The 22,443-nt window shown below is 40.0% G+C and carries 17 protein-coding genes; 6 read left to right on the top strand and 11 right to left on the bottom strand.

What is annotated here, in order from left to right; genetic code table 11:
- Nucleotides 1-16 precede the first annotated feature (16 nt).
- From carB to GLW08_RS14050, 3 genes are all read right to left on the bottom strand, one after another.
- Nucleotides 17-3,232, bottom strand: a complete 3,216-nt coding sequence (gene carB / locus GLW08_RS14060; protein WP_160849272.1) for a carbamoyl-phosphate synthase (glutamine-hydrolyzing) large subunit — start codon at nt 3,230-3,232, stop codon at nt 17-19.
- The gene (locus GLW08_RS14055; protein WP_160849271.1) at nt 3,219-4,292 is read right to left on the bottom strand and encodes a carbamoyl phosphate synthase small subunit; all 1,074 of its coding nucleotides are present in this window, start codon (nt 4,290-4,292) and stop codon (nt 3,219-3,221) included. The genes carB and GLW08_RS14055 overlap by 14 nt, the downstream gene beginning before the upstream one ends.
- Before the next feature lie 307 nt (nt 4,293-4,599).
- Complete coding sequence (locus GLW08_RS14050) at nt 4,600-4,956, bottom strand: DUF488 domain-containing protein (RefSeq protein WP_160849270.1); 357 nt, start codon at nt 4,954-4,956, stop codon at nt 4,600-4,602.
- A gap of 236 nt (nt 4,957-5,192) precedes the next feature.
- Here GLW08_RS14050 and GLW08_RS14045 point away from each other — a divergent pair, with 236 nt between their 5' ends.
- A complete protein-coding gene (locus tag GLW08_RS14045) occupies nt 5,193-6,113 on the top strand; it encodes a hypothetical protein (RefSeq protein ID WP_160849269.1) in 921 nt (306 codons plus the stop codon).
- A 100-nt stretch (nt 6,114-6,213) separates the two neighbouring features.
- On the opposite strand, the gene nagZ is transcribed toward GLW08_RS14045, so the two are convergent.
- Entirely contained in the window at nt 6,214-7,470 is a 1,257-nt protein-coding gene (nagZ, locus tag GLW08_RS14040) for a beta-N-acetylhexosaminidase (protein WP_160849268.1), read from the bottom strand.
- 250 nt (nt 7,471-7,720) lie between these two features.
- Between nagZ and GLW08_RS14035 the strand changes: the two genes are divergently transcribed.
- Both GLW08_RS14035 and GLW08_RS14030 read left to right on the top strand, forming a co-directional pair.
- Complete coding sequence (locus GLW08_RS14035) at nt 7,721-9,052, top strand: cytochrome ubiquinol oxidase subunit I (protein WP_160849424.1); 1,332 nt, start codon at nt 7,721-7,723, stop codon at nt 9,050-9,052.
- 6 nt (nt 9,053-9,058) lie between these two features.
- Entirely contained in the window at nt 9,059-10,084 is a 1,026-nt protein-coding gene (locus GLW08_RS14030; RefSeq protein WP_160849267.1) for a cytochrome d ubiquinol oxidase subunit II, read from the top strand.
- Nucleotides 10,085-10,357: 273 nt separating this feature from the next.
- On the opposite strand, the gene GLW08_RS14025 is transcribed toward GLW08_RS14030, so the two are convergent.
- The 7 genes from GLW08_RS14025 to GLW08_RS13995 form a co-directional block, all read right to left on the bottom strand.
- Nucleotides 10,358-10,996, bottom strand: a complete 639-nt coding sequence (locus GLW08_RS14025) for a hypothetical protein (RefSeq protein WP_160849266.1) — start codon at nt 10,994-10,996, stop codon at nt 10,358-10,360.
- Complete coding sequence (locus GLW08_RS14020; protein ID WP_160849265.1) at nt 10,993-11,190, bottom strand: SE1561 family protein; 198 nt, start codon at nt 11,188-11,190, stop codon at nt 10,993-10,995. The genes GLW08_RS14025 and GLW08_RS14020 overlap by 4 nt, the downstream gene beginning before the upstream one ends.
- A 334-nt stretch (nt 11,191-11,524) precedes the next feature.
- A complete protein-coding gene (locus GLW08_RS14015) occupies nt 11,525-12,244 on the bottom strand; it encodes a 5-formyltetrahydrofolate cyclo-ligase (protein ID WP_160849264.1) in 720 nt (239 codons plus the stop codon).
- A gap of 15 nt (nt 12,245-12,259) precedes the next feature.
- The gene (locus GLW08_RS14010; protein ID WP_160849263.1) at nt 12,260-13,048 is read right to left on the bottom strand and encodes a TerC family protein; all 789 of its coding nucleotides are present in this window, start codon (nt 13,046-13,048) and stop codon (nt 12,260-12,262) included.
- 366 nt (nt 13,049-13,414) lie between these two features.
- Nucleotides 13,415-13,930 carry a hypothetical protein gene (locus tag GLW08_RS14005; RefSeq protein WP_237458451.1) on the bottom strand — a complete coding sequence of 172 codons (516 nt, stop codon included), beginning with the start codon at nt 13,928-13,930 and terminating at the stop codon, nt 13,415-13,417.
- A gap of 75 nt (nt 13,931-14,005) precedes the next feature.
- Complete coding sequence (locus GLW08_RS14000; RefSeq protein ID WP_160849262.1) at nt 14,006-14,818, bottom strand: DUF817 domain-containing protein; 813 nt, start codon at nt 14,816-14,818, stop codon at nt 14,006-14,008.
- Nucleotides 14,819-14,836: 18 nt separating this feature from the next.
- Nucleotides 14,837-15,595, bottom strand: a complete 759-nt coding sequence (locus tag GLW08_RS13995) for a MurR/RpiR family transcriptional regulator (RefSeq protein ID WP_160849261.1) — start codon at nt 15,593-15,595, stop codon at nt 14,837-14,839.
- Between the two features lie 196 nt (nt 15,596-15,791).
- On the opposite strand from GLW08_RS13995, the gene GLW08_RS13990 reads away from it, so the two are divergent.
- The 3 genes from GLW08_RS13990 to GLW08_RS13980 all read left to right on the top strand — a co-directional run bounded on the left by GLW08_RS13990 (nt 15,792) and on the right by GLW08_RS13980 (nt 22,436).
- A complete protein-coding gene (locus tag GLW08_RS13990) occupies nt 15,792-17,762 on the top strand; it encodes a fructose-specific PTS transporter subunit EIIC (RefSeq protein ID WP_160849260.1) in 1,971 nt (656 codons plus the stop codon).
- Between the two features lie 316 nt (nt 17,763-18,078).
- The gene (locus tag GLW08_RS13985; RefSeq protein ID WP_423808697.1) at nt 18,079-20,751 is read left to right on the top strand and encodes a glycoside hydrolase family 38 C-terminal domain-containing protein; all 2,673 of its coding nucleotides are present in this window, start codon (nt 18,079-18,081) and stop codon (nt 20,749-20,751) included.
- Complete coding sequence (locus GLW08_RS13980; protein ID WP_160849258.1) at nt 20,748-22,436, top strand: sugar phosphorylase; 1,689 nt, start codon at nt 20,748-20,750, stop codon at nt 22,434-22,436. Before GLW08_RS13985 ends, GLW08_RS13980 begins: the two co-directional genes overlap by 4 nt.
- Nucleotides 22,437-22,443 lie beyond the last annotated feature (7 nt).

The raw sequence follows: 22,443 nt of genomic DNA, 5'->3' as shown, positions 1-22,443 counted from the left end.
ACAATCTTCCCTTCTTTTACATAGTAATGGAATGTACCGATGAACCGTTTTTCTGTAAATCTTCTACCGTTGCGACAGTGAGCGCCTTATCTTGATCGAGTAAATAGTTTACTAGTTTAAACGTATCAAGATGTGTAAAGCTTGGTAAGCGATAGCGTGTCGCCAATGCCCTTAGTTGAAAACCAAAGCGTTGTTTTTTCCTCCCTTGTGTAGGAGTACATAACAGCCCTTGTATCGTTTCGTTTGCAATCATTTCTTCAATCTGGTCGAGATCTTTCTCAACTACCTCAACGTTAAGGCCTTCTTGAGCTAAAAATGCCGCTGTATTCGGTGTTGCATACACATGCACCCCTTTTTCTATCATGTTAGTTAGGACTGGGATGGCTGTATGTTTTTCCGATTCATTAATCGAGCATAATACGTTCATAGGCATTTTGATCGTAGTCAAATACCAAGCTTTTTGAATTGCTTCTGTTACATCCGTTGATAGGCCAAGAACTTCGCCCGTAGATTTCATCTCAGGTCCCAGCGCATGGTCTACATCATTTAATTTATTATCTGAAAAAGCTGGTGCCTTCACGGTATAGAAAGGAACTTCCTTCAGTAATCCTGTTCCATACGTTGAATCTTTTAGCTTATAGCCAAGTTGAGTGAACACCGCTAATTCAATCATTGGTACGGAAGTCACTTTACTCATAATCGGAACTGTTCTCGAAGAACGAGGATTTACCTCTAGGACATATACTTCATCTTCTTCAATGACAAACTGAATGTTGATCATTCCGATTGCATTCATTGCGTTGGCAAGCTGTTTCGTATAGGAAACAATTGTTTCTTGCTGATCGTTGGTTAAGGTGAGAGGTGGATAGATAGCCGTACTATCACCGGAATGAACCCCCGCTCGTTCCATGTGCTCCATGATGCCTGGAATAAGAATATCTTCTCCATCACAAATGGCATCCACTTCACATTCTTTTCCTTTTATATATTCATCAATGACAAGAGGCCACATGTTCTTTTGGGTCGCTTTCCACTGCTTAGAGTGTGCTTCTAACTCTTCTTTACTATTAATCAAAAACATCGATTGACCGCCAATCACGTGAGAAGGACGAACGATGACTGGAAAGGATACTTGATCTGACACATGTTGTAGATCCGTCAATTTATAAGCTATTGTTCCTTTAATATATGGAATACCAAGATTTTTCAACGTTTGATAAAATGCGTCCCGGTCTTCCACTTTTTCAATATCTTCAACAGATGTACCAAGAATGTGTACACCATTTTCTTGTAAACCATTTGCTAGATTTATAGCGGTTTGACCACCAAATTGGATTAAAACTTTACTGATACCTTCTTTTTCAATGACAGCAAGCACGTCTTCTAAGGCAAGCGGTTCAAAATAAAGACGGTCTGCCATTGTATAATCTGTACTGACCGTTTCAGGGTTATTGTTGATAACAACTGCTGTGCACCCTTTTTCTTTTAATGCCATCGTTGCGTGCACCGAGCAATAGTCAAATTCAACTCCTTGCCCAATCCGAATTGGTCCTGAACCGACAACCAACACTTTATCCCCAGCCACTTGTTCTACCTCATCTTGGCCGTTCCACGTCGAGTAATAGTACGGAGTAACCGCTTCAAACTCCCCTGCGCAAGTATCTACTTGTTTATAAGAGACCGTTAATCCTGATTCTTGTTTGTACTCTCGGAAAAGAGGCAGGCTCATGTTTAGACATGAAGCAAGAAATTCATCACTGATATTGAATGACTTTGCTTTTTTAATTTGTGCGATCGAAAATAGCGTTTGGTTTTTCAACTTTCCTTCGAGTTGAACAATATTGTAGACCTTTTCTAAAAACCACGGATCAATATACGTAAGCTGTTGAACTTGAGCGACCGTAACGCCTCGTTTAAACGCCTCTGCTATGAAGAACAACCGTTCATCTGTTGCGTGCTGAAGTTGATCAGATAATTGAGCATCTGAGAGCCCTTGATAAGAAGTTGATGTTAAGCTATATTGATTCGTTTCCAGTGACCGAACAGCTTTATTTAACGCCCCCTCAAACGTTCGATCAATAGCCATGACTTCTCCTGTTGCTTTCATTTGTGTCCCTAGCTCCCGATTGCCTTCTACAAATTTATCAAATGGAAAGCGAGGTAGCTTTACCACAGCGTAATCAAGTGCGGGTTCAAAGGCTGCATAGGTTTTCTGAGTTATCGGATTTACAATTTCATCGAGATGATAGCCGATTGCACATTTCGTTGCCATACTAGCTATTGGATACCCGGTTGCTTTTGAAGCTAAGGCAGAAGAACGACTTACCCTTGGGTTCACTTCAATAACGTAATAATTATTGGAATGAGGGTCTAAACCAAACTGAATGTTACACCCTCCAACAATTTCTAACGCTTGAATGACTTTTAAGGATGAATTACGAAGCATTTGATATTGTGTATCCGTTAATGTTTGCGAAGGGGCTACCACAATGGAATCTCCGGTATGAATGCCAACAGGGTCCATGTTTTCCATATTACAAACGATAGTGGATGTTCCATTCGCATCTCGCATTACTTCATATTCAAGCTCTTTCCATCCAAGGATGCTTTTTTCGACTAACACTTGATGAATGGGGCTGAGTTGAAGTCCTTTTCGAGTAATTTCCTGAAGTTCTTCGGGATTATTTGCAACACCTCCACCTTCTCCGCCTAATGTATAGGCTGGACGAACAATTACTGGATAGTGAATAGCCGCAGCAAATTCAAGAGCTTCTTCTTGATTATGAACCATTTTCGATTCAGGTATCGGTTCCTCGATATCAATCATGAGTTGCCGGAATAATTGCCGGTCCTCTCCTTTTTGAATCGATCCCAAGGATGTACCAAGGAGCTCCACCCCATACTTTTGCAAAATGCCTTTTTCATCAAGTTCGATTGTTAAATTCAAGCCCGTTTGGCCACCTAAGGTTCCGATTAACCCTTGAGGCTGTTCTTTAGCTATAATCTGTTCAATAGATTCTACCGTTAAGGGTTCCATATAGACACGGTCTGCCATCATAGGGTCTGTCATGATGGTAGCTGGGTTACTATTAACAAGAACAACTTCGATCCCCTCTTCCTTCAAGGCCATACACGCTTGTGTTCCAGAGTAATCAAACTCCGCTGCTTGCCCAATCTGAATAGGACCAGAACCTACTATTAATACTTTTTTCAAATCGTTACGTAGTGGCATAAGACTGTTCACCTACCAATTCGACAAACTGTTGAAACATAAACGCTGTATCATTTGGTCCTGCATGGGCTTCAGGGTGAAATTGTACCGAGTAGACCGGCAAGGTGTGGTGTTTCATCCCTTCAAGAGACCCATCATTCACATTTTGGTACGTTGTGATAAAAGGTGTTCCTTCCATACTTTCCGCCTGTACCTCGTATCCATGATTTTGCGACGTAATATATACCTTACCCGTTTCGATATTCTTAACAGGATGATTGGACCCTCTATGACCAAATTTCAATTTCGCTGTTGATCCGCCATAGGCAAGTGCTAGTAACTGATGACCGAGGCATATACCAAGGATAGGATACGTCTCACTTAATTTTTTAATTACTGGCAGATAGGTTTGTAAGGATTGCGGATCTCCTGGCCCATTGCTAATTACCACTCCATCAGGATTCAATTGCTGAATATCTTCAAAGGTAGAATCGTATGGCATGATAGTTACTTTACATGATTGCTTTTGTAGATAAGTAACTATCGATTGCTTATAGCCAAAATCCATCAGTACAATATGAGGCCCCTCATTCGAATAGGTGATTGGCTCCTTCACAGATACTTTAGATACAAGCATTTCATCTGATTTCGTTTCCCATTGCATGTTCTCTGGAATATCTTTTACAATCTTTCCTTTTTTCGTTCCTTTATCTCGAATCGTTTTCACTAGCGTTCTCGTATCGATGCCACTTATTCCAGTAACTCCTTTTGTTGCTAGATAAGAAGAAAACGTATTATTGGATTGAAAATGACTAGGCGCTTCACAATTTTCACCGATTACCACGCCAGATATGAAAAGGGAGGTACTCTCATCATCTAGGTCATTCACACCATAGTTCCCAATTAAGGGGTAACAAAAGACGATGATTTGTCCCGCATAGGAGGGGTCTGTCGTGATTTCCTGATACCCTGTCATACTCGTATTGAAGACGACCTCTCCGTCACATGAGGATGCATCACCTATCAATGTTCCTTGAAAAACATCTCCGTTCTCTAGTAAAAGATAACCTTGATTCTCCAATTGCCAACCTCCCTTAGTATCCCAATTCTGTACTAAATATAATGAAGCTTCGATTTGTCTCGTTTCGAATTATTATACACAATACCGAATTTATATACAACACAAATAAAAGAATTTTCTTGGAATTATTTTCGAAACCCTATAAAAGCGCTGTTTTTTAAAGGAGTTTTTTGATCGCACACAAAAAAGGACCAAGGGCTCACACCTGGCGCTAATGAATACATTATACATTTTAGTGCATAACAAAGCGCCAGACCACCGCCACGCTACCGCGGTAACGCATTATCTAGGCGGGGGCTGGCAACTACTATTGCTTGGTAAGAATCTCTTTTAAGACAACTGCATGGTTATACTCCTCTTCCTTTGTAGCAAAAAGAAGTGTTACTTTCTGTTGCTTCACATAGGACTTTAACTGGTCAAGCGCTTGCTTCTTACCCTCATCTTCATCCATTTCTTGCTTATATTTACTCTTAAAATCAGCAAACTTATCAGGATCATGCCCAAACCATTTCCGTAAGTCTGAACTAGGTGCGACATCTTTTATCCATTCATCTAACTGCGCAGCCTCTTTAGACACTCCCCTCGGCCAAATCCCGTCAACTAATATCCTCATGCCATCTTGATTGGAAACATCCTGATATATTCTTTTCAATTGTACAGACATACTACTCCACCTCCCTTGGTATCATACCCCCACGTCGTTATCACGTTAATTTTGTAGCGTTTCGGGGGCTGGCGCTTTTTCACCTCTCTTATTTTCCTTATACATATATAATTACCTGTATGCACAACACAAAACCAAGCGCAGCAACCTAAACCTGCCATCCCCATCTCCGTTAACGCTGTAGCATGTCGGGGCCTGGCACCTTATGATAAACTAGCAATAAAAGGAGGTTGAATATGAAAAACCTATCAAACGAAGCGTTTCAACAAGCAAGATCCTATATTATGTCGAATGGTCGTCCGCTAGAGCAAGCACTGTTTACATATGAATTTGCGGACGGTTCAGCCGAAGAAGTCTTACAAGCACTAAAGCAATTCCAGAACGAGGATGGAGGATTTGGAAATGGACTTGAAGCTGATTTCCGACTACCTCACTCTTCCCCTACGGCGACTTCTGTTGCATTTCAACATTTAATCCGTTTTGCTGACCATCCGATGGCTATGGAGATGATTGAAAAAGCTATCCGCTATCTCGAATATGCTTTCATTGAACAACGACAAGGATGGCTTGCTGTTCCTGAACAGGTGAACGACTACCCTCATGCTTTTTGGTGGACCGTACGAGAAAATGGGATGACATGGATTGATGCTAACTGGGGAAATCCAAGCGCGGAGCTTATTGGCTATCTTCATATATTTGAGGAATACGTCCAAGTACTACCTGTACCAAAACTGGTGGACCAAGCAGTTCAACACTTATTAGAGATGGAGAATTTTGAATCAGAGCATGAAATCTATTGCTATTTACGATTACTGGCCATGGTCCCTTCCCAACGAACGGAAAAAGTAGAAAACCAATTAACGAGCGCTGTTCAATCACTCGTTAAACTTGACCGAGAAAATTGGCAAAAGTACACCCCTTTCCCACTGAAGTTCATCGCTACACCAGAAGCCAACCATTTCGGCATTCCTTCGTTCAAAGTGGAAGATAACCTAGATTTCTTTGTAGAAAAACTAGAAGAAAACGGTCACTCTGCTCCAACATGGGAATGGACAGAATATATAGATACATGGGAAGTTGCAAAAAAAGAATGGAGCGGTATCCTTACATTAGGAGCGCTTATTTCCTTACGTACCTTTGACCGACTCCAAGCATAACTCCCATATTAAAAAAGCTCAGATACAAAAATTGTTATCTGAGCTTTTTTATAATTAATATAAAATTTAAATATGGAAAAAGAGCAATCATTAGCGCGCTTTATTTCACCTTCCCAATCACATCTTCAATTTGATTATTCAACTCCTCTTGAGAAGGAGAAGAGTCACTCTTTTCATCCAAATTATACTTCTGTTTAAGCGCTAAGATTCGCCTTACACTCTTCTCAATGGACTCCTTAGAAATCTCACCTTTTTCCACAGTTTGCTTAATAGTTTGTTGAACGGATTCATATTGATCGCCTTGAGGGTTAGCAATCATCACCATATCCGAACCTGCTTTTATGGACAATACTGCCGCTTGTTCCATTCCATACTCATTTGAGATGGCACCCATCGTCATATCATCCGTAATGACTACTCCATCAAACTGCAATTTCTCTCGCAATACACCCGTAATAACAGACTTTGATAGTGTTGCCGGATACGTCTGGTCTAGTTCAGGAAAAAGAATATGCGCGACCATCACCATGTCAGCACCTTCGTCCACTGCATTCTTGAATGGGACCAGTTCAAAGTCATCAAGCTCATTGAGTGTTTTATTGATTTTCGGCAAATTTATGTGGGAGTCTACCGACGTATCACCGTGACCTGGGAAATGCTTCACGACCGGCACCACTCCTTCAGAGGCAATACCTTTCATCGTAGCAATCCCTAACTCTGATACTTTTGATGGTTCTGCCCCAAAGGAACGATCCCCAATAACAGGGTTATTTGGATTGTTGTTGATGTCTAAAACAGGCGCAAAATCCATATTAAAACCATATTGCTTCACTTTTTTAGCTAAGAGTTCCCCAACTTGATAGGAAAGATCCGGGTTATTCTGATCGCCAATCTGTTTACTGCTGGGGATGTTTCGAAGCGCGCTCGGAATACGACTAACGCGTCCACCTTCCTCATCCACACCAACAAACAAAGGAACATCATACCCATGATTTGCCTGTTTAATAGAAGAAACATATGCATCGAGCTGTTTATGCCCTGTAACATTTCGTCCCAGTAGAATGATGCCCCCTACATGCTGAGAAGCTATCATCTCTTTCCCTTTTTGGCTCAGCGAAGTCCCATTGAGACCCACATACATCATTTGAGCAATCATATCATCTATAGTCATGTCTTCCATCGCCTTCCTCACTTCAGCATCCATGGTAAATTTGGCGATTGATTCTTGATTAAGTTCCTTATTCTCTCTTTCACTAGCTGCAGCATCTTTTGCTACATACTCGCCTCCTTCATCTCCCATACATCCAGTCAAGATAAGCATCAGAATCGCTATTAAACATTGAATATATCTTGTCATGCGCACACCTCATGTCTATGTAATTCTATAAATCATTATTCCCTTTTAAGCATAGCAAAACCCCATATTTAAGCATAATAATCTTTTATTTTTCTTTATCTGATCTCTATCCAAAACACTTCTTACATTATCGTCTTTTAGAAAAAATCTCCCACTTTTAACTTCACTATTAAAGTGCATAATTTCTTCCTTTTTCGGGATAAATAGGGGAGATGTGTTTCACATGAAACAAAGACCGAGGTGAAAAATGTTGGATACTGTCGTACTTGCTCGAGCGTTGTTTGGATCATCGCTTGGATTTCACATTATTTACGCTACGCTTGGAGTGGGCATTCCACTCATGATCATCATTGCAGAAGTGATGTATCTAATAAAAAAGGACGAAGATTATTCCATTATGGCAAAACGATGGACGAAAGGGTTTGCCATTTTACTGGCAGTAGCCATTGCATCAGGAACCATTGTCGGTGTTCTACTGTCGTTATTATTCCCAGGATTTATGGAGATGGTAGGACAGGTCATTGCGTTACCTTTCCAGATTGAAATTTTCGCCTTTCTCATTGAGGCCGTATTTATGTCGATTTACTTATATGCTGCTGACCGACTTCCTACCTGGCTGCGACTTGTGAGCATAGTCTCTGTAGCCATTGGTGCTGTAGGATCTGCGATATTGATAACAGATGCTCATGCTTGGATGAACACTCCTGCTGGCTTTGAGATGACAGAGTCTGGAGAGATCACTAATGTCGATCCTTGGGCAGCTTTCTTCAACCCTAGCTTTTTCATAACAGCTTTGCATGTTTCTGTTTCTGCCTATATGACGGTTGCCTTTATCATCGCATCGTTAGCAGCAGCGCGTCTGCTACGTAAAGGATTGTCAAGTGAAGAACGTACGTATCATAAGAAAAGCCTTACCATCGCTATTTATTTAGGAGCTGTCATGTCACTCCTTACAGCTATTAATGGGCATGAGACAGCACAAATGCTACATGATTATAACCCTAGAAAATTAGCAGCAGCAGAAGGGTTGTTTGAAACAACAAGATACGCTCCTTTAAGTGTTGGAGGTTGGACGTCTCGTGAGGAACAGGAAGTAAAATACGCCATTGAGGTTCCATATGCGTTAAGCTTCCTAGCGGGAAATCGATTGGATACCGAGGTAAAAGGTTTAAATGAGTATCCGGAAGAATTATGGCCACCTTTATATGTCCATACACTATTCAATGTCATGGTAGGGATTGGCTCGATGCTTATGGGACTGGCGTTTTTAGCAATCATTTGGCGATGGGGACTGAAAAAACCCCTCCCAGGGTGGATGCTAGCTTTGTTTGTAGGTGGTGGTCCTTTGGCGATGATTGCAATCGAGGCTGGTTGGTGTTTTAGCTGTATTGGCCGACAACCTTACACCATCGTCAATGTACTAAAAACAACTGACGCAGCCACTCAGTCTGAGAACGTCGGTTTGCTGTTTGTTTTATTCATTTCCTTGTATGCTGTTTTATTAGTTGTGACCGCTTTTATGCTCATCTTTTATTTCAAACGGCATCCAGTTCAATACGAACTAGCCCAAAGCGAGGTGTAGTCGATTATGGAAGAGTATTTAATCGCGGTAACGATTTTATGGAGCTTTTTATTTGTGTACTCGATGCTAGGCTCATTGGATTTTGGTGCTGGCTTTTGGGCATTGGTTTATGGCAAAAAGGAACATACGAACGCTTCAACCATTGCCAATCGCTTTTTGTCGCCCACCTGGGAAGTCACGAACGTATTTCTCGTTTTATTCGTTGTGACACTGGTCAGCTTCTTCCCTTTTGCTACATCTATGCTAGGTACATTATTACTTGTTCCTGTTGGATTAGGGTTGATTCTTCTCACTATCCGTACCACATTTATGATGTTTTCTCATTATGCGAACAAGTTTCAAAATGTATTACGCATTACATCTGGTATAACCGGACTGCTTATCCCCGCTCTGTTGGTTAGTATATTGCCTATCACACTAGGAGGATTTGTTGAAATAGAAAATGGTTATCCTCAGTTGTTGTATGGAAAGCTATTAACTAGTCCAACGACATACATGCATATTGCCTTTGGACTTAGTACGGAACTTTTTTTATCAGCCTTGTTTCTTACCGACTACGCTAGAGAAGCAAACGATTACTCTGCTTTTAACACTTATCGCAAACAAGCGATTTGGCTAGGGCCTCTTACGCTAGCTATCGCGGTATTGACCATTTTCACAATGCCGCCAGAAGCCTCTTGGTTAGTCGAAAACGTTCAAGATAACTTGTATGGCTTCGGCATGTCAATCGCTCTATTTGCAATTGGCTACTCCTTGCTGTTCTTCAAACAAAAAAACGGAAAAACAGGCTATACAAGGGCAGCCGTAATCTTCGTTATTCTACAATATGGATTTGCCATTTATGCTTATGGTTCCGCCCACCTTCCGTATATGGTGTACCCACACCTAACGATTGAAGCAGGATTCACGAATACCAATATGTTCTATCAACTACTAATTGGCTACATCGTTGGCTTATCTATATTAGTTCCGGCTTTTATTCTCTTCTGGAAGCTATTCTTGAAGGATCAAAGATATTTGGAGCAAAAATAAAACGCTTGTTGGGGGAAAGTTTTCTCCCTTACAAGCGTTTTTTCGTCTAAAGCAAAGAAAAGTATAGATTTCGGCTCTTACCTGTCTAGCTCCAGCGACTAGCAAACTTCCTGGTCCTCCTTATGATAAGTCAACATCGGATCGCTATCGCTCTCCGTATTTCCTTTATCTCATACGGACTCAAAGGAAGTTCGATTAAAACCGCTACATCACGTAGCACATCGAACCAACCCACGTCCTGTGGGCAAGCTAAACAGGCGCTTCCGCTTTTCTTTATTCCTCTGCTTCTCTCTGTCTGGCATCGGTAATTAATAAATAAAGTAGAGCTCCAATAATTGGAATAATTCCTAGCCACCACAACCGCTTAGAACGTTCATGAAGATAGTAGGCATGGTGAGCTATACCAAGCATGGATAACAAAGTCAGTACTGCAAAATCAATGGTCATTACATGTACAAAACGTGATTGCATAAAGGCCTGTGCATAGACTTGGACATTACCAAAATAAATACCAAAAGCCATAACCAAAATCGTTAGAAGTAATAATAAAATATAAAGTCCGCGATTAGACAGAATGGCTTGTACTTGTTTAGGTGTACGGTTTTTTACTCTGCGTTTTTCAATATGAAATACAAAGTATGGTAAAAGGCTGAATGCACCTAATACAAATGAACCCAACGCAAAAGGCCATGCTTTTATGGAAGCTCGATCATTCTCTAAAAGCAAGATACAATAGACAATTGGCCATATGCCTAGTAGGGTAAATACACTAATCAGTAAAGGGTCCGTATATTGAAGGGAAAACATTTGATTGAGAAAACTGTAATCTCCTTCATTGATTGGGGCTAAGAAAAGGGCATAACTGATAAATAGAATCCAAATTGCAAGTAGAATCGATTTCAGTTCATTCATGAGTAGCCATCCTGCCAATCTTTCTTAAACCGTTCAATTTTCCCCTCAAGTTCATGCATCATATGTAACAATTGATCCATGTCATCTGGACCCACTGATTCTGCTTCCATCGAATCAACAACCTGCTGAAGCATATTCATTCTGTTTTTTAGATAGTTAATCTGCGATGCGCGATTATCTGTTGCTTTTCCCATCGTTATCCCTCCTCCTATTATCTTTCCTTTAATCCATTATACTTAAAACCTTAGTTATTCTGTAACAGAATATTTTACCACTTTTAGCTAATATATGTTCTTTATTGTTGACTAGCTTACAGAAAATATAATAGAGATGGTATGGATAAGTTCTATGTTGCGCGTCTCTGGAGCGACCTTTAGTGCGAGAATCAAAACAGGACCGCCTTTAAAAAATAGGGGCGAGATTTCGAAATCTGGAGCGACCACCCCAAATCTTCGCAGCGGTTTTAATCAAACCTCCACCATCCATAGGATAAAGAACATAAAAAGAGACTACACCCAGTATAGCCTCTCACTCATTACTATATTTCAAGTCCCATATATCCTGTAGAACAGGCATCTCTTCCTTCTGTTCTGAAGTCACTTCTTCCCATAGAATCCCTGACGGTTTTTCGTATGGATTCTCTACTGTGATCATTTCTTGTTCTGTCGCAATATAATCAACCGTTACATCATAAGGATCCCTCGGAAAGTCATCTTCGACCAGTTGTAAGGAATGAATGGTTGTTACAACTGGCACTGAAGGGTTATCCAGTTCTCGAATGATTGCATACTCTCGATCTGCATACCCTTCTCCCTTCCCTAGTCGACGACCATCTTGATGAATGGCTACAGATCCAACGACGATTAAATCGATAGTAGGCATATCTTGTAAAGGAATCTCATGACCATATGCGTTCATATGCTTTAAGCTAGCTGCTTTCCGCTTCTCACCTTTTGGAACATCATCTGGATTCACTTGAATAAACCCAGCCTTAAGCCTAGGAGTTGGAATCAGAAGGGTTTTTCCATCTTTTAGAACCTGCGCTCGTAAAGGTAACTGTGGAGAATCTGGATTAACCTTGATGACTTTTGCTTGTAGGTACGCATCAAGGTAGGTCACAAATTCTGCAGCTGCTTCCGCTCCTTTGAAATTAGGGATACGTCCCTTTACCGGAAAAGGAAAACGAGCTGCCTTTTCCGTTTCTAACCTCTCCCACACTTTGTTTCGAATTGTCTCTTTTGTCGACATAACGAACACTCCCGCTTATACTTCTGCACTATATTGTTGATTCGTTTTTTGTTTACCCGTGAAAAACCAACCTGTTACGGCAATCATTACAAGCACTGAGTAGAATACAACTTTCCAAATCCATGATTCAGCGAAATGATGAGGTAAAACATGCAAGGAAGGGTGCGCAAGTACATGAACCGTTAACTTTACTCCTACCCAACCTACGATCACGAATGCTGCTGTTTCCAAGCCTGGTTTTTGCTTTAATAATGCTACAAACTTATGAGCCGCAAATCGCATGATGACAATTCCAATAATTCCACCTAGTAATACAACTAGGAATTGTCCACCATCCAGACTTCCGATATTAGGCAATCCTGTAGCTGGTAAGGATACAGCAAGTGCTACTGCAGCTAAGATAGAATCTACAGCAAATGCCATATCAGCTAATTCTACTTTCAATACCGTAGCCCAAAACCCTTTTCCTCTTTTAGGTACTGCTCCTTCAGCTTCTTCTTCTTCCTCTTCATCATCCTTTTTATATCTTTTTACAAGATGATTGATAGAAATGAATAGTAGATAAGCTGCTCCGATTGCCTGGACCTGCCATATATCAATTAACAACGTGATTACGAATAGCGAACCAAAACGTAAAATAAATGCTCCGGCTAAACCATAAAACAGAGCTTTCTTACGTTTTTCTTCAGGTAAGTGCTTGACCATTACAGCCATCACTAACGCATTATCTGCTGCCAATACCCCTTCAAGCATCACTAATACTAATAATACCCAACCATACTCCATTAGTAGCTGTAATTCCATTATCCATTCTCCCCTTTTCCTTCTTCCGTACTCCCACTCTACAAGAAAAGCGCAAGCGCCATGCTAGCGACGTACAAACTGCGGCCCACAGGACGTGGGTTGGTTCGATGTTGCTGCACGATGCAGCGATCTTAATCGAACTTCCTCTTAAAAAAATGACCTTTACGCAGATGGTAAAGGCCATTAAAAAAGACCTTTACACGAGTGGTGTAAAGGTCTTGCTAACAACATGATCTGTTGCCAATAAAGCCGGAGATTTCTCTCGCAATGACGACTTTATTGTATAGCTACTCCCCTTTAGGAAGAATACGTTTATTTGATTATCTTCATCATACTGTTAAAAGTAGAATAAGTCAACTACTATTTTTAAGTCGCTGCGGCACCTGCTGCACCGCCACTAGAGTTGCGTTTTTGTATCATATTCACACCCATAATCACCGCGTTTAATTCATCCTCCGAAAGCGCAGAGGAATGATTGGTTAAACAAAAAGCGGCAGCGGCTGATTCAAAGAAGCCATCCGTTCTATTAAATTGAGCTACAACTTGCTCTTGCTCATCATAGATTTCATATTGTCTAGAAAAAGCTTCTGACTCAATTGTATAGAATCCTCTTCCAAACGCCTCATACTCAAATTTTTTTGCGAAGAAGGAAAAACGCTGTTTCACCTCTCCCACTTCTTCTGTCGGTTGAGAGATTACCCAAGTTCTTGAAAAAAACCGAAATCCACCAGAAAGCGTAATCTCTTCTTTTGTATTCAGTATATCTAAACTTGATGTGAAAGCACTCTTCAAATCTAAATATCCTATATGATCCTTGCCTTCATTATAAATCTCTGTCACCCCTGCTGAGAAAAGGGAACCTGTGAAATAGATAGTAGGCATGATACTCCTCCCCAACATGTTTCTATTTCTATACGATGAAGAAACATTCACGTTTCATGTGGAATGAAAAATTTTCTAATGCCCTATATTCCTATCTTCAACATGTGGAACGGTCCGATCTGCAAACCCTTCTCCCTTCACTCTTTTAAGCTGAGCCACAATAATAAAGCTCACGACAACGAGCAAAAACCATGAACTAATTTTACCAATGTGGACAATTTCCCATGTATCGCCCTGATTAGGATATCGATAGCCATCTAACAATGTCGATATGTTTTCAGCAATCCAGATAAAGAAACCAATGAGAAAAAACGATAAGGTTAACGGCATCTTAAATCGCTCGTGATCCACCGTAAAGTACACCATCGTTCGTAAAAAAATAACTAATAACGCTCCTGTTAGCACCCAGCGTATATCATACACAAAATGATGGGAAAAGAAATTAATATATATTAGTGCACCAAGAAGAACAGTCCAATACGCGTTAGGCCAACGCACAATCGTCACGTCTAGCCTTCTCCATGCCTGAACCAAATAACTCGCTACACTCGCGTACATAAAACCACTATACAGTGGCACTCCCGCTATTTTTGTATAGGCAAAATCCGGATACGCCCATGATCCCATATGTACTTTATAGAGTTCTAATACAAGCCCAAAGATATGAAAAAGCGTTATCACTTTTAGTTCATCTATTGTTTCCAACCCTGTTTTCACCATGATAATTTGTGCTAGTAAGCACACTAGTAGTATAAGGTCATACCTTGGCAATCCAGGTACACTAATAACTTTGGTACCAGCAAGTGTTAAAAAAATAACCACTGGAAATATAGAGGATAAAGCTTGTTGATAGCCAAAATGGAGTAGCTTAGTTAGAAATTGCATCATGTCACCCTTTTTTGGGAATCACGTTTTTTCTTTCCGTAGTTTCTGCTTTAAATATCGCTCAAATAGTACATCCATAAGAATCATTAAAGTCGACCTTGCTGACAAATCGTAACCGGCGTATGTAACTCGCTGTACGTGTGCACTAATGTTAAAACGGGTGAGTGAATTTAGTGTACTCTCTGGAGAATTGGTAATCGCTAAAGACTGCATATCCTGATGGTTTAATTTATCTGCTACATGAATGAGTGTATCTGTTTCACCACTTGAGGATACGAAGATAACAAAATCTGTTTTGTTGACCCAATTTGGCAGTAAATCAATCATATGGGATTCATAGACGTAAGAAGAATTCGTGTTCACTTGCATTAGTCGTTTACTAAAATATTCACCTAACGTTTTGGATAGACCAACTGCTACAATAATGATGCGATTAGCATCAATCATCTTCGAACTAATATTGTCAATGTGTTCCGTGTCAAGCGAAGAAAATAACTGATGCATATCATTTTCATAACGATTCATTGTATCTTGTTCTTGTGGCAGAGATTCATATTCGAAATGCCGTAACATGTATTTCAGTTCTGCAAATCCCTCTAACCCTAGTTTATGACACATCCGTACAACAGTTGTCGTGCTAACTGTATTGAGTGAAGCCATCTTGGTAAGAGAGAGATGTTTCGATTGTTCTATATTTGATTCTATATAATATAAAACATGCTTTTCAGCGTGTGTTAGCTTCTGGATCTCCTTGGCAAAGTAATCAATTAATGCTCCCATACATACCCTCTCTCTCGGCGTATTTCTAGAAGCATTATATCACAATTCATTCAAGCTTAAATCTTCTTCAATAAGACAGAAAGTACAAATGTACATAGAGTGTACATTCACAACCCATTTTTCTATGATACAACTATATGTAAGCGATTTTAGAAAAGGTTTTCACGAAAGATAAATATAAGTGGGGTGAACCAACATGGAATTAAAAGAGATGACAAGTAGCTCCTTAATAACTTTTGACATTACTTCAACAAAAAAGGAAGAAGTCATTTGGGAATTAACGGAAGCACTTTATCAAGAAGGAGCCCTCTCCTCTAAAGAGGATTATTATCAAGCAGTCTTAGAGAGAGAAAACGTATCTGCAACAGGAATGGAGTCAGGTTTAGCCATTCCCCACGGTAAATCAGATGCTGTAAAAGAAGCTAAATTTGCTGTAGGAAGACTTCAAAATCCTGTCGAAGACTGGGAAAGTATTGATCCAAATAACAAAGTTGAGCTTGTGTTTTTACTTGCGATACCAAACACAGAATCTGGCTCTACGCACCTAAATCTTCTAGCTGAATTAAGTACCCGTTTAATGGACCACGATTATTATCAACGGCTTATGCAAGCTAATAGCGCAAAAGAATTTATTACTGCACTAGATCAAACGAGCAACCAACCATCTACAGAAGAACAAGATTATGATAAAACCGTGCTTGTTGTTACAGCTTGTGCAGCTGGTATAGCCCATACGTATATGGCTGCTGAAGCAATGGAACAAGCCGGACGAAAAAAAGGTATAAAAGTCGTTTCCGAAAAGCAAGGAGCAAATGGACTAGAGGACGAGCACTCTTCATCAGTCATTAAAGAGGCAGATGCCGTTGTTTTTGCAACGGATATAGCACCAAAAGAAAAAGAACGTTTTGCAGGATTACCTTATGTTCAAGTAAGGGTTGCTGACCCTCTTAGTAACGGTGAAGAAATCTTAGACCGGGCTTTAAACAATCCGGATGGTACTGTACAAGAAGGCGAAGCTTCATCTGATTCAGCATCATCCAACCAGAAAAAACAAGGTGTTCTTGCTGAGATGGGACAAGCCATCTTAACTGGTATCTCCTACATGATCCCCGTCATTGTCGCAGCAGGTTTAATGATGGGAATTGCCAAGCTAGGGTCCATGCCGTTTGGATTAGTAAATGACATTAATGATGCAGAACGATTTGCTAATCACTCTAATGAATTATTTGTAATTCTACACCATCTAGATAAATTTGGTTATATGATTTTCCAATTTATGTACCCTATATTTGCTGCATTTACAGCATATGCGTTAGCTGATCGTGTAGGAATTGTTTCTGGTTTTATTGGTGGTATTTTTGCTGCTGGTATTCATTACCGTTTTTGGGGAATTGAAGAAGGCGTTGCATCAGGATTCTTCGGAGCTTTAATTCTCGGACTAGCTGCTGGTTATATATCTAAGTTCCTTAATGAGAAAATTAAGCTCAATAAAAACTTCCAAGCTATGAAGCCTATGCTGATTATACCAGCTATCAGTGTTCTATCTATTTTTCTACTAAATTTCTATATTGTTGATCCAGTGTTTGGTGGCATGAATCTAGCTTTACGTAACTTCATTGAATCTGCTCAGTCCTCCGGTGAAATTGTATTATCCACTGTGATTGCTGCAGCTACAGCGTTTGATTTAGGCGGACCAATTAACAAGGCTGCCGGTGCGATTGCAATTGGACTAGCTTCCGATGACATCTTTCCTTTAACAGCACGTGTGTTATCCATTGTTATTCCACCTATCGGACTTGGTTTGGCTACTGTATTAGACCGCTATCTAGTCGGCCGTCGCGTATTTAGTCCAGACCTTCGTGTAACGGGGCAAACTTCTATTCTATTAGGATTTATTGCCATAAGTGAAGGAGCAATTCCTTTCATGCTTCGTAATCCGATCATTACAATACCAATTAACATATTAGGAGCTATTATTGGCTCTACAACCGCTGTTTTACTCGGTGCAAAGCAATGGCTTCCACTTCCAGCATTCTGGGGATGGCCACTCGTTGAAGGTTCCATACCTGCTTATTTACTAGGTTTAGCTGTCGGAGCTTTATTCATTGCTGTATCGAATGTATTTATCCGCTTTGCTCTTATTAAACGAAACCGAATTACTATATAAACTCAAACAAAAGCGCATGCTCCCGCTTAGCGACGTACAAACTGTCCTATATCTGTGGAAGTTCGATTAAAACCGCTGCATCACGCAGCAACATCGACCAACCTACGTCGTGTAGGCCGAAAGGAAACACGAAGAGCGATAGCGATTCGATGTTGACTTATCGTAAGGAGGGGCAGGAAGTTTGCTAGTCGCTGGGCGCTGGAGCTGGACGTGTAAACGCCAAAATATAAATTTTCTTTTATTAAATAGAGGGGACGCGCAATATGGGAACGATTCCGATAAGCGCGTACCTTCTTATATGCTTTAGGAGGACACAATCATGACATCAAAAAAAGTTTATGTAGTACCTCACTCCCACTGGGATCGTGAATGGTATTTTACAATCGAAGATTCCAACCTTTTACTTGCTGAAAATATGGATTATTTATTAGATGTACTTGAAACTAATCCAAACTATCACAGTTATGTATTTGACGCCCAGATGTCCGTCATTGAAGAATACCTTCATGTGAGACCTGAAAACCGAGAACGTCTACAAACCCTTATCCAAAATAAACGGATATTGGTTGGCCCTTGGTACACACAAACAGACTCATTGCTTGTGAACACAGAATCCATTATTCGAAACTTATTATACGGGACTCGAATGGCAACAAGTATGGGACATTCCATGAACATTGGGTATCTCCCCGATATTTTTGGTCAAAACGCTTACCTCCCTTCCCTCTTCAAAGGGTTTGGGATGGAGTATAGCATTTTACAAAGAGGTGTCTATTCAGACCAATTGGATCAGGACTTAAACTTTTATTGGGCATCACCCGATGGAGCAAGTATTAAAACAAACCTTATGATGTTGGGTTATGGACCCGGAAAGTTCTTAACATCTGAACAACAATTCTTTGAAGAAAAATTGCAGCCAATACTAGATAAACTAGCTAATATGAATCAAAGCACAAACAACCTCCTCCTCCCATCTGGCGGTGACCAAGTATTAGTACGTAATCACTTTCCAGATACTATTGAAGCATTAAATGAAAAAGACCATCAACATGAGTACGTACTGTCCGACTATGAAACGTTCATGGAAGAAACATGGCATGAAGGACATTCATTTGATACAACTATTTCTGGTGAGCTAATTGGAACAGAACGCTCTAGAATACACAACACCATCCGTTCCCAGCGCTACGATATCAAACAATTAAATACCATTGTAGAAAATAAAATACTACACCAACTAGAACCACTAGCTACCATTGGAATGGAACTTGGATTACGATTTCCTCAAGAACGTTTAGATGAAATGTGGAAAGAACTATTCGATGTACACGCGCATGATTCCATCGGTGGTTGTAATTCAGATGATACAAACCACGACGTTCTTATGCGTTTACGAAAAGTGGATCGTATGGCAGATGGGTTGTTAAATCTACAGAAAAAACAAATGACTCATGCCATTGCTAATAAACTGAATCAGGACAATATTTTTGTGTTATTTAACACAAAACCTACTCCGTACACAGGTCAAATAAAGACAACCTTATTCACAGATGAACCTACTTTCCAATTAACAACAATGGACGGTTCTCTACTTGATTCCACCATTACGAAGCAAGACTATTTAAGTGGAGGCAAAAAGGTCGTAGTAACAGCTGAAGGGGATAAGGAGGTAGAGCTACCAGGATATTACCGTTCTGAACTCTTAATTCATGTAACAGAACTCAACCCGATGGGATATAACACCTTTTTTGTAAATCAAAATGAGGGTAGTGTTGATATTTTAGAGGAAACAAAAGATGGATCTATTTCAAATCAAACGTTGAGAGTGGATTTTCATTCTAATGGCACGCTATCTTTAACGAATAAGCAATCTGGTCAGAAAATCAACGATATGATTCAATTTGAAAATGTTGCAGATGCAGGAGATTCCTATGACTTCTCCCCACTTCCCGAGGACCATCCCATCTATATAAAAGATGCAGAACTTATTACAACCTACAAAACATCAGGTGTTGAGACAATGGATGTGGTTCACAATACACATGTACCACGGGATCTATCAGAACGGTCTGAACAAGTAAAGACCAAAACATTAACCATCCACACAACATTTGAATTAAGGGCAAGTGAAGGATTTGTAAGAGTACATCATGAGATTCAAAATGAAGTGAAGGATCACCGAGTACGTGTTCTTCTTAGAACACCTGTTACAGAGCCCCAAGAATCCTTTGCTGACCAAGGATTTGGTACAGTCACAAGAAGTACCATCAATCCTTATCTATCAAATTGGAAGGAACGTGGATTTAAGGAAGCGCCTGTTTCCATTTATCCTCTTGAACAATTTGTAGGTGTAGAAAATAAAGCCACTACCTTTGCTGCTATAACATCTGGTCTTAAAGAATATGAGGTACTTCCTCACCAAGATCACCTAGCTCTAACCCTGTTCAGAAGTGTAGGTCTACTTGGTAAAGATAATTTAGCTTGGCGACCAGGGCGTGCTTCTGGCATCAATAATAAAGTAGTTTATACGCCTGATGCACAAATGCAAAAGCATATGACATTTGACTATGCTATTTGCTTTGAGTCAAAACAAATTGAAAAGGAAACACTTTTTGAAAAAACACAACAGTATAACAATCATTATGTTACCTATCAAAAACAATCACTAAACACCTTTGAAGAACGATTAGACCGCTTCGAAATTCCGTATCCAATCTCGGAGTTGCCTTCTAGTTTTTCACTGTTCCAGATTGACCATCCACATGTATTTATGAGTGTTTGTAAGAAGAGTTATGAAGATGATAAACCGGTTGTTAGGTTATTTAATCCGTCCAATGAGATGCAACAAGCTAGTGTCGAAACCGATGTATATCACATCACTATACACTCGAACTTATACGAGGCCGACTTAGAACCAATCCAACAAGTATCCGTTCCATCCAAAGGGTATGAAACCATTAAACTTGGACGTAAGGGGGAAACACGATGAATCGAGATCAAGTTTTCACAACAATGAAAGAGCAATTACAGACTATATACGGCAGTGAATATAGTGAACAATATCTAGAGGCATTTAATCAGCTATTTAACAAGTGGGAGAAGAAAAACTGGGCTTCTCCCTCCTCTCTTACAGAAGAAAATGTGTACTTGATTACGTACGGAGATAGCATTTATGAGGAAGGCGAACCCACCCTCCCTACGTTACAGACTTTTTTAAACAAACATGTGGGAAGTCATATCACAGATGTTCACCTTTTACCTATGTTTCCTTATACATCTGACGATGGCTTCTCTGTATCGAATTATCGACGGATTCACCCTACGTTAGGGGATTGGGAGGATATTCAATATTTCTCTAAAGATTACCGATTAATGTTTGATTTTGTCGCCAATCACATTTCGAAGTCAAGTGAGTGGTTCCAAGGATACCTAAATGACGATCCTCAATATCAACATTACTTCATTCCAAAAACGGATAACTTTGACACAAGCCAATTCGTACGTCCGCGTACCTCTCCATTGTTTCATGAATATGAAGCTATAGATGGAACGAAGACAGCGCTAACCACATTTAGCGAAGACCAGGTAGATGTTAACTTTCATCATTTTCCGGTTCTAGTAGAAATGACAGATATTCTACTTTACTATGCGCATCAAGGTGGCACTAGCATTCGATTAGATGCGATTGGGTTCATCTGGAAAAAATCTGGTTCAACATCCATGCATTTACCTGAGGCACATGCGATTGTACAACTTTGGCATACAGTTCTAAACTATTTCAAACCAAATACCCAAATCATTACAGAAACAAACGTCCCCCATGAAGAGAACATTAGTTATCTTGGAGACGGAACGAATGAAGCCAACATGGTATATCAATTCACCCTCCCTCCGCTTGTTCTTTATACGCTTACGACACAACATTCAGACAAACTGACTTCTTGGGCACAAACGATTAACAAAGTGTCAGATAGCGCTACTTTTTTCAACTTTTTAGCAAGTCATGATGGTATTGGTATGCGCCCCACTGAAGGCATCCTAACCAATGATGAAAAACAATTGCTAGTTGATAAAGTACAACAAAACGGTGGGAAAGTATCCTTTAAAAATAACCCTGATGGTACACAATCCGTTTATGAGTTGAATATTAATTATTCAGAAGCGCTACCAAATGACGATGAACATGATACAGAAACGAAAGTTCAAAAGATGCTTGCATCTCACGCCATTTTATTATCTTTTATTGGCGTTCCTGCAATCTATTATCATTCTCTTCTCGGCTCATATAACCATCATGAAGGAGTGCATTCTTCTGGTATTAATCGCCGTATCAACCGAGAAAAATTCCATTTAGAACACATTGAAAGAGAACTAGTTGAAGATAAGAAACGCCAAGATATTTTTACAAACCTAAAATCAATGATTGCGGTAAGACAGCAAGAAAAAGCCTTCTCTCCATATGCAGAGCAAGAGGTTTTAGAGCTAGGACCCAACTTATTTGGTTTAAAACGAAAAAATGAAGAAACAGGCGATACTGTTTATTTCATGGTAAATGTGACTAATCAAAATGTAGTCTCACCGCAATGTATTAAAGGAACTGATTTAATGACTGGTAAAGATATAGAGGATTACGTTACGCTTTCTCCATATGCATTTAGTTGGATAAAGGCTTAAGTTCAGG

The sequence above is a fragment of the Pontibacillus yanchengensis genome (assembly GCF_009856295.1).
Taxonomy (GTDB): Bacteria; Bacillota; Bacilli; order Bacillales; family BH030062; genus Pontibacillus; species Pontibacillus yanchengensis_A.
The sequence above is the reverse complement of the archived record's forward strand: the minus strand, read 5'-3'. Positions and strand labels throughout refer to the sequence as shown.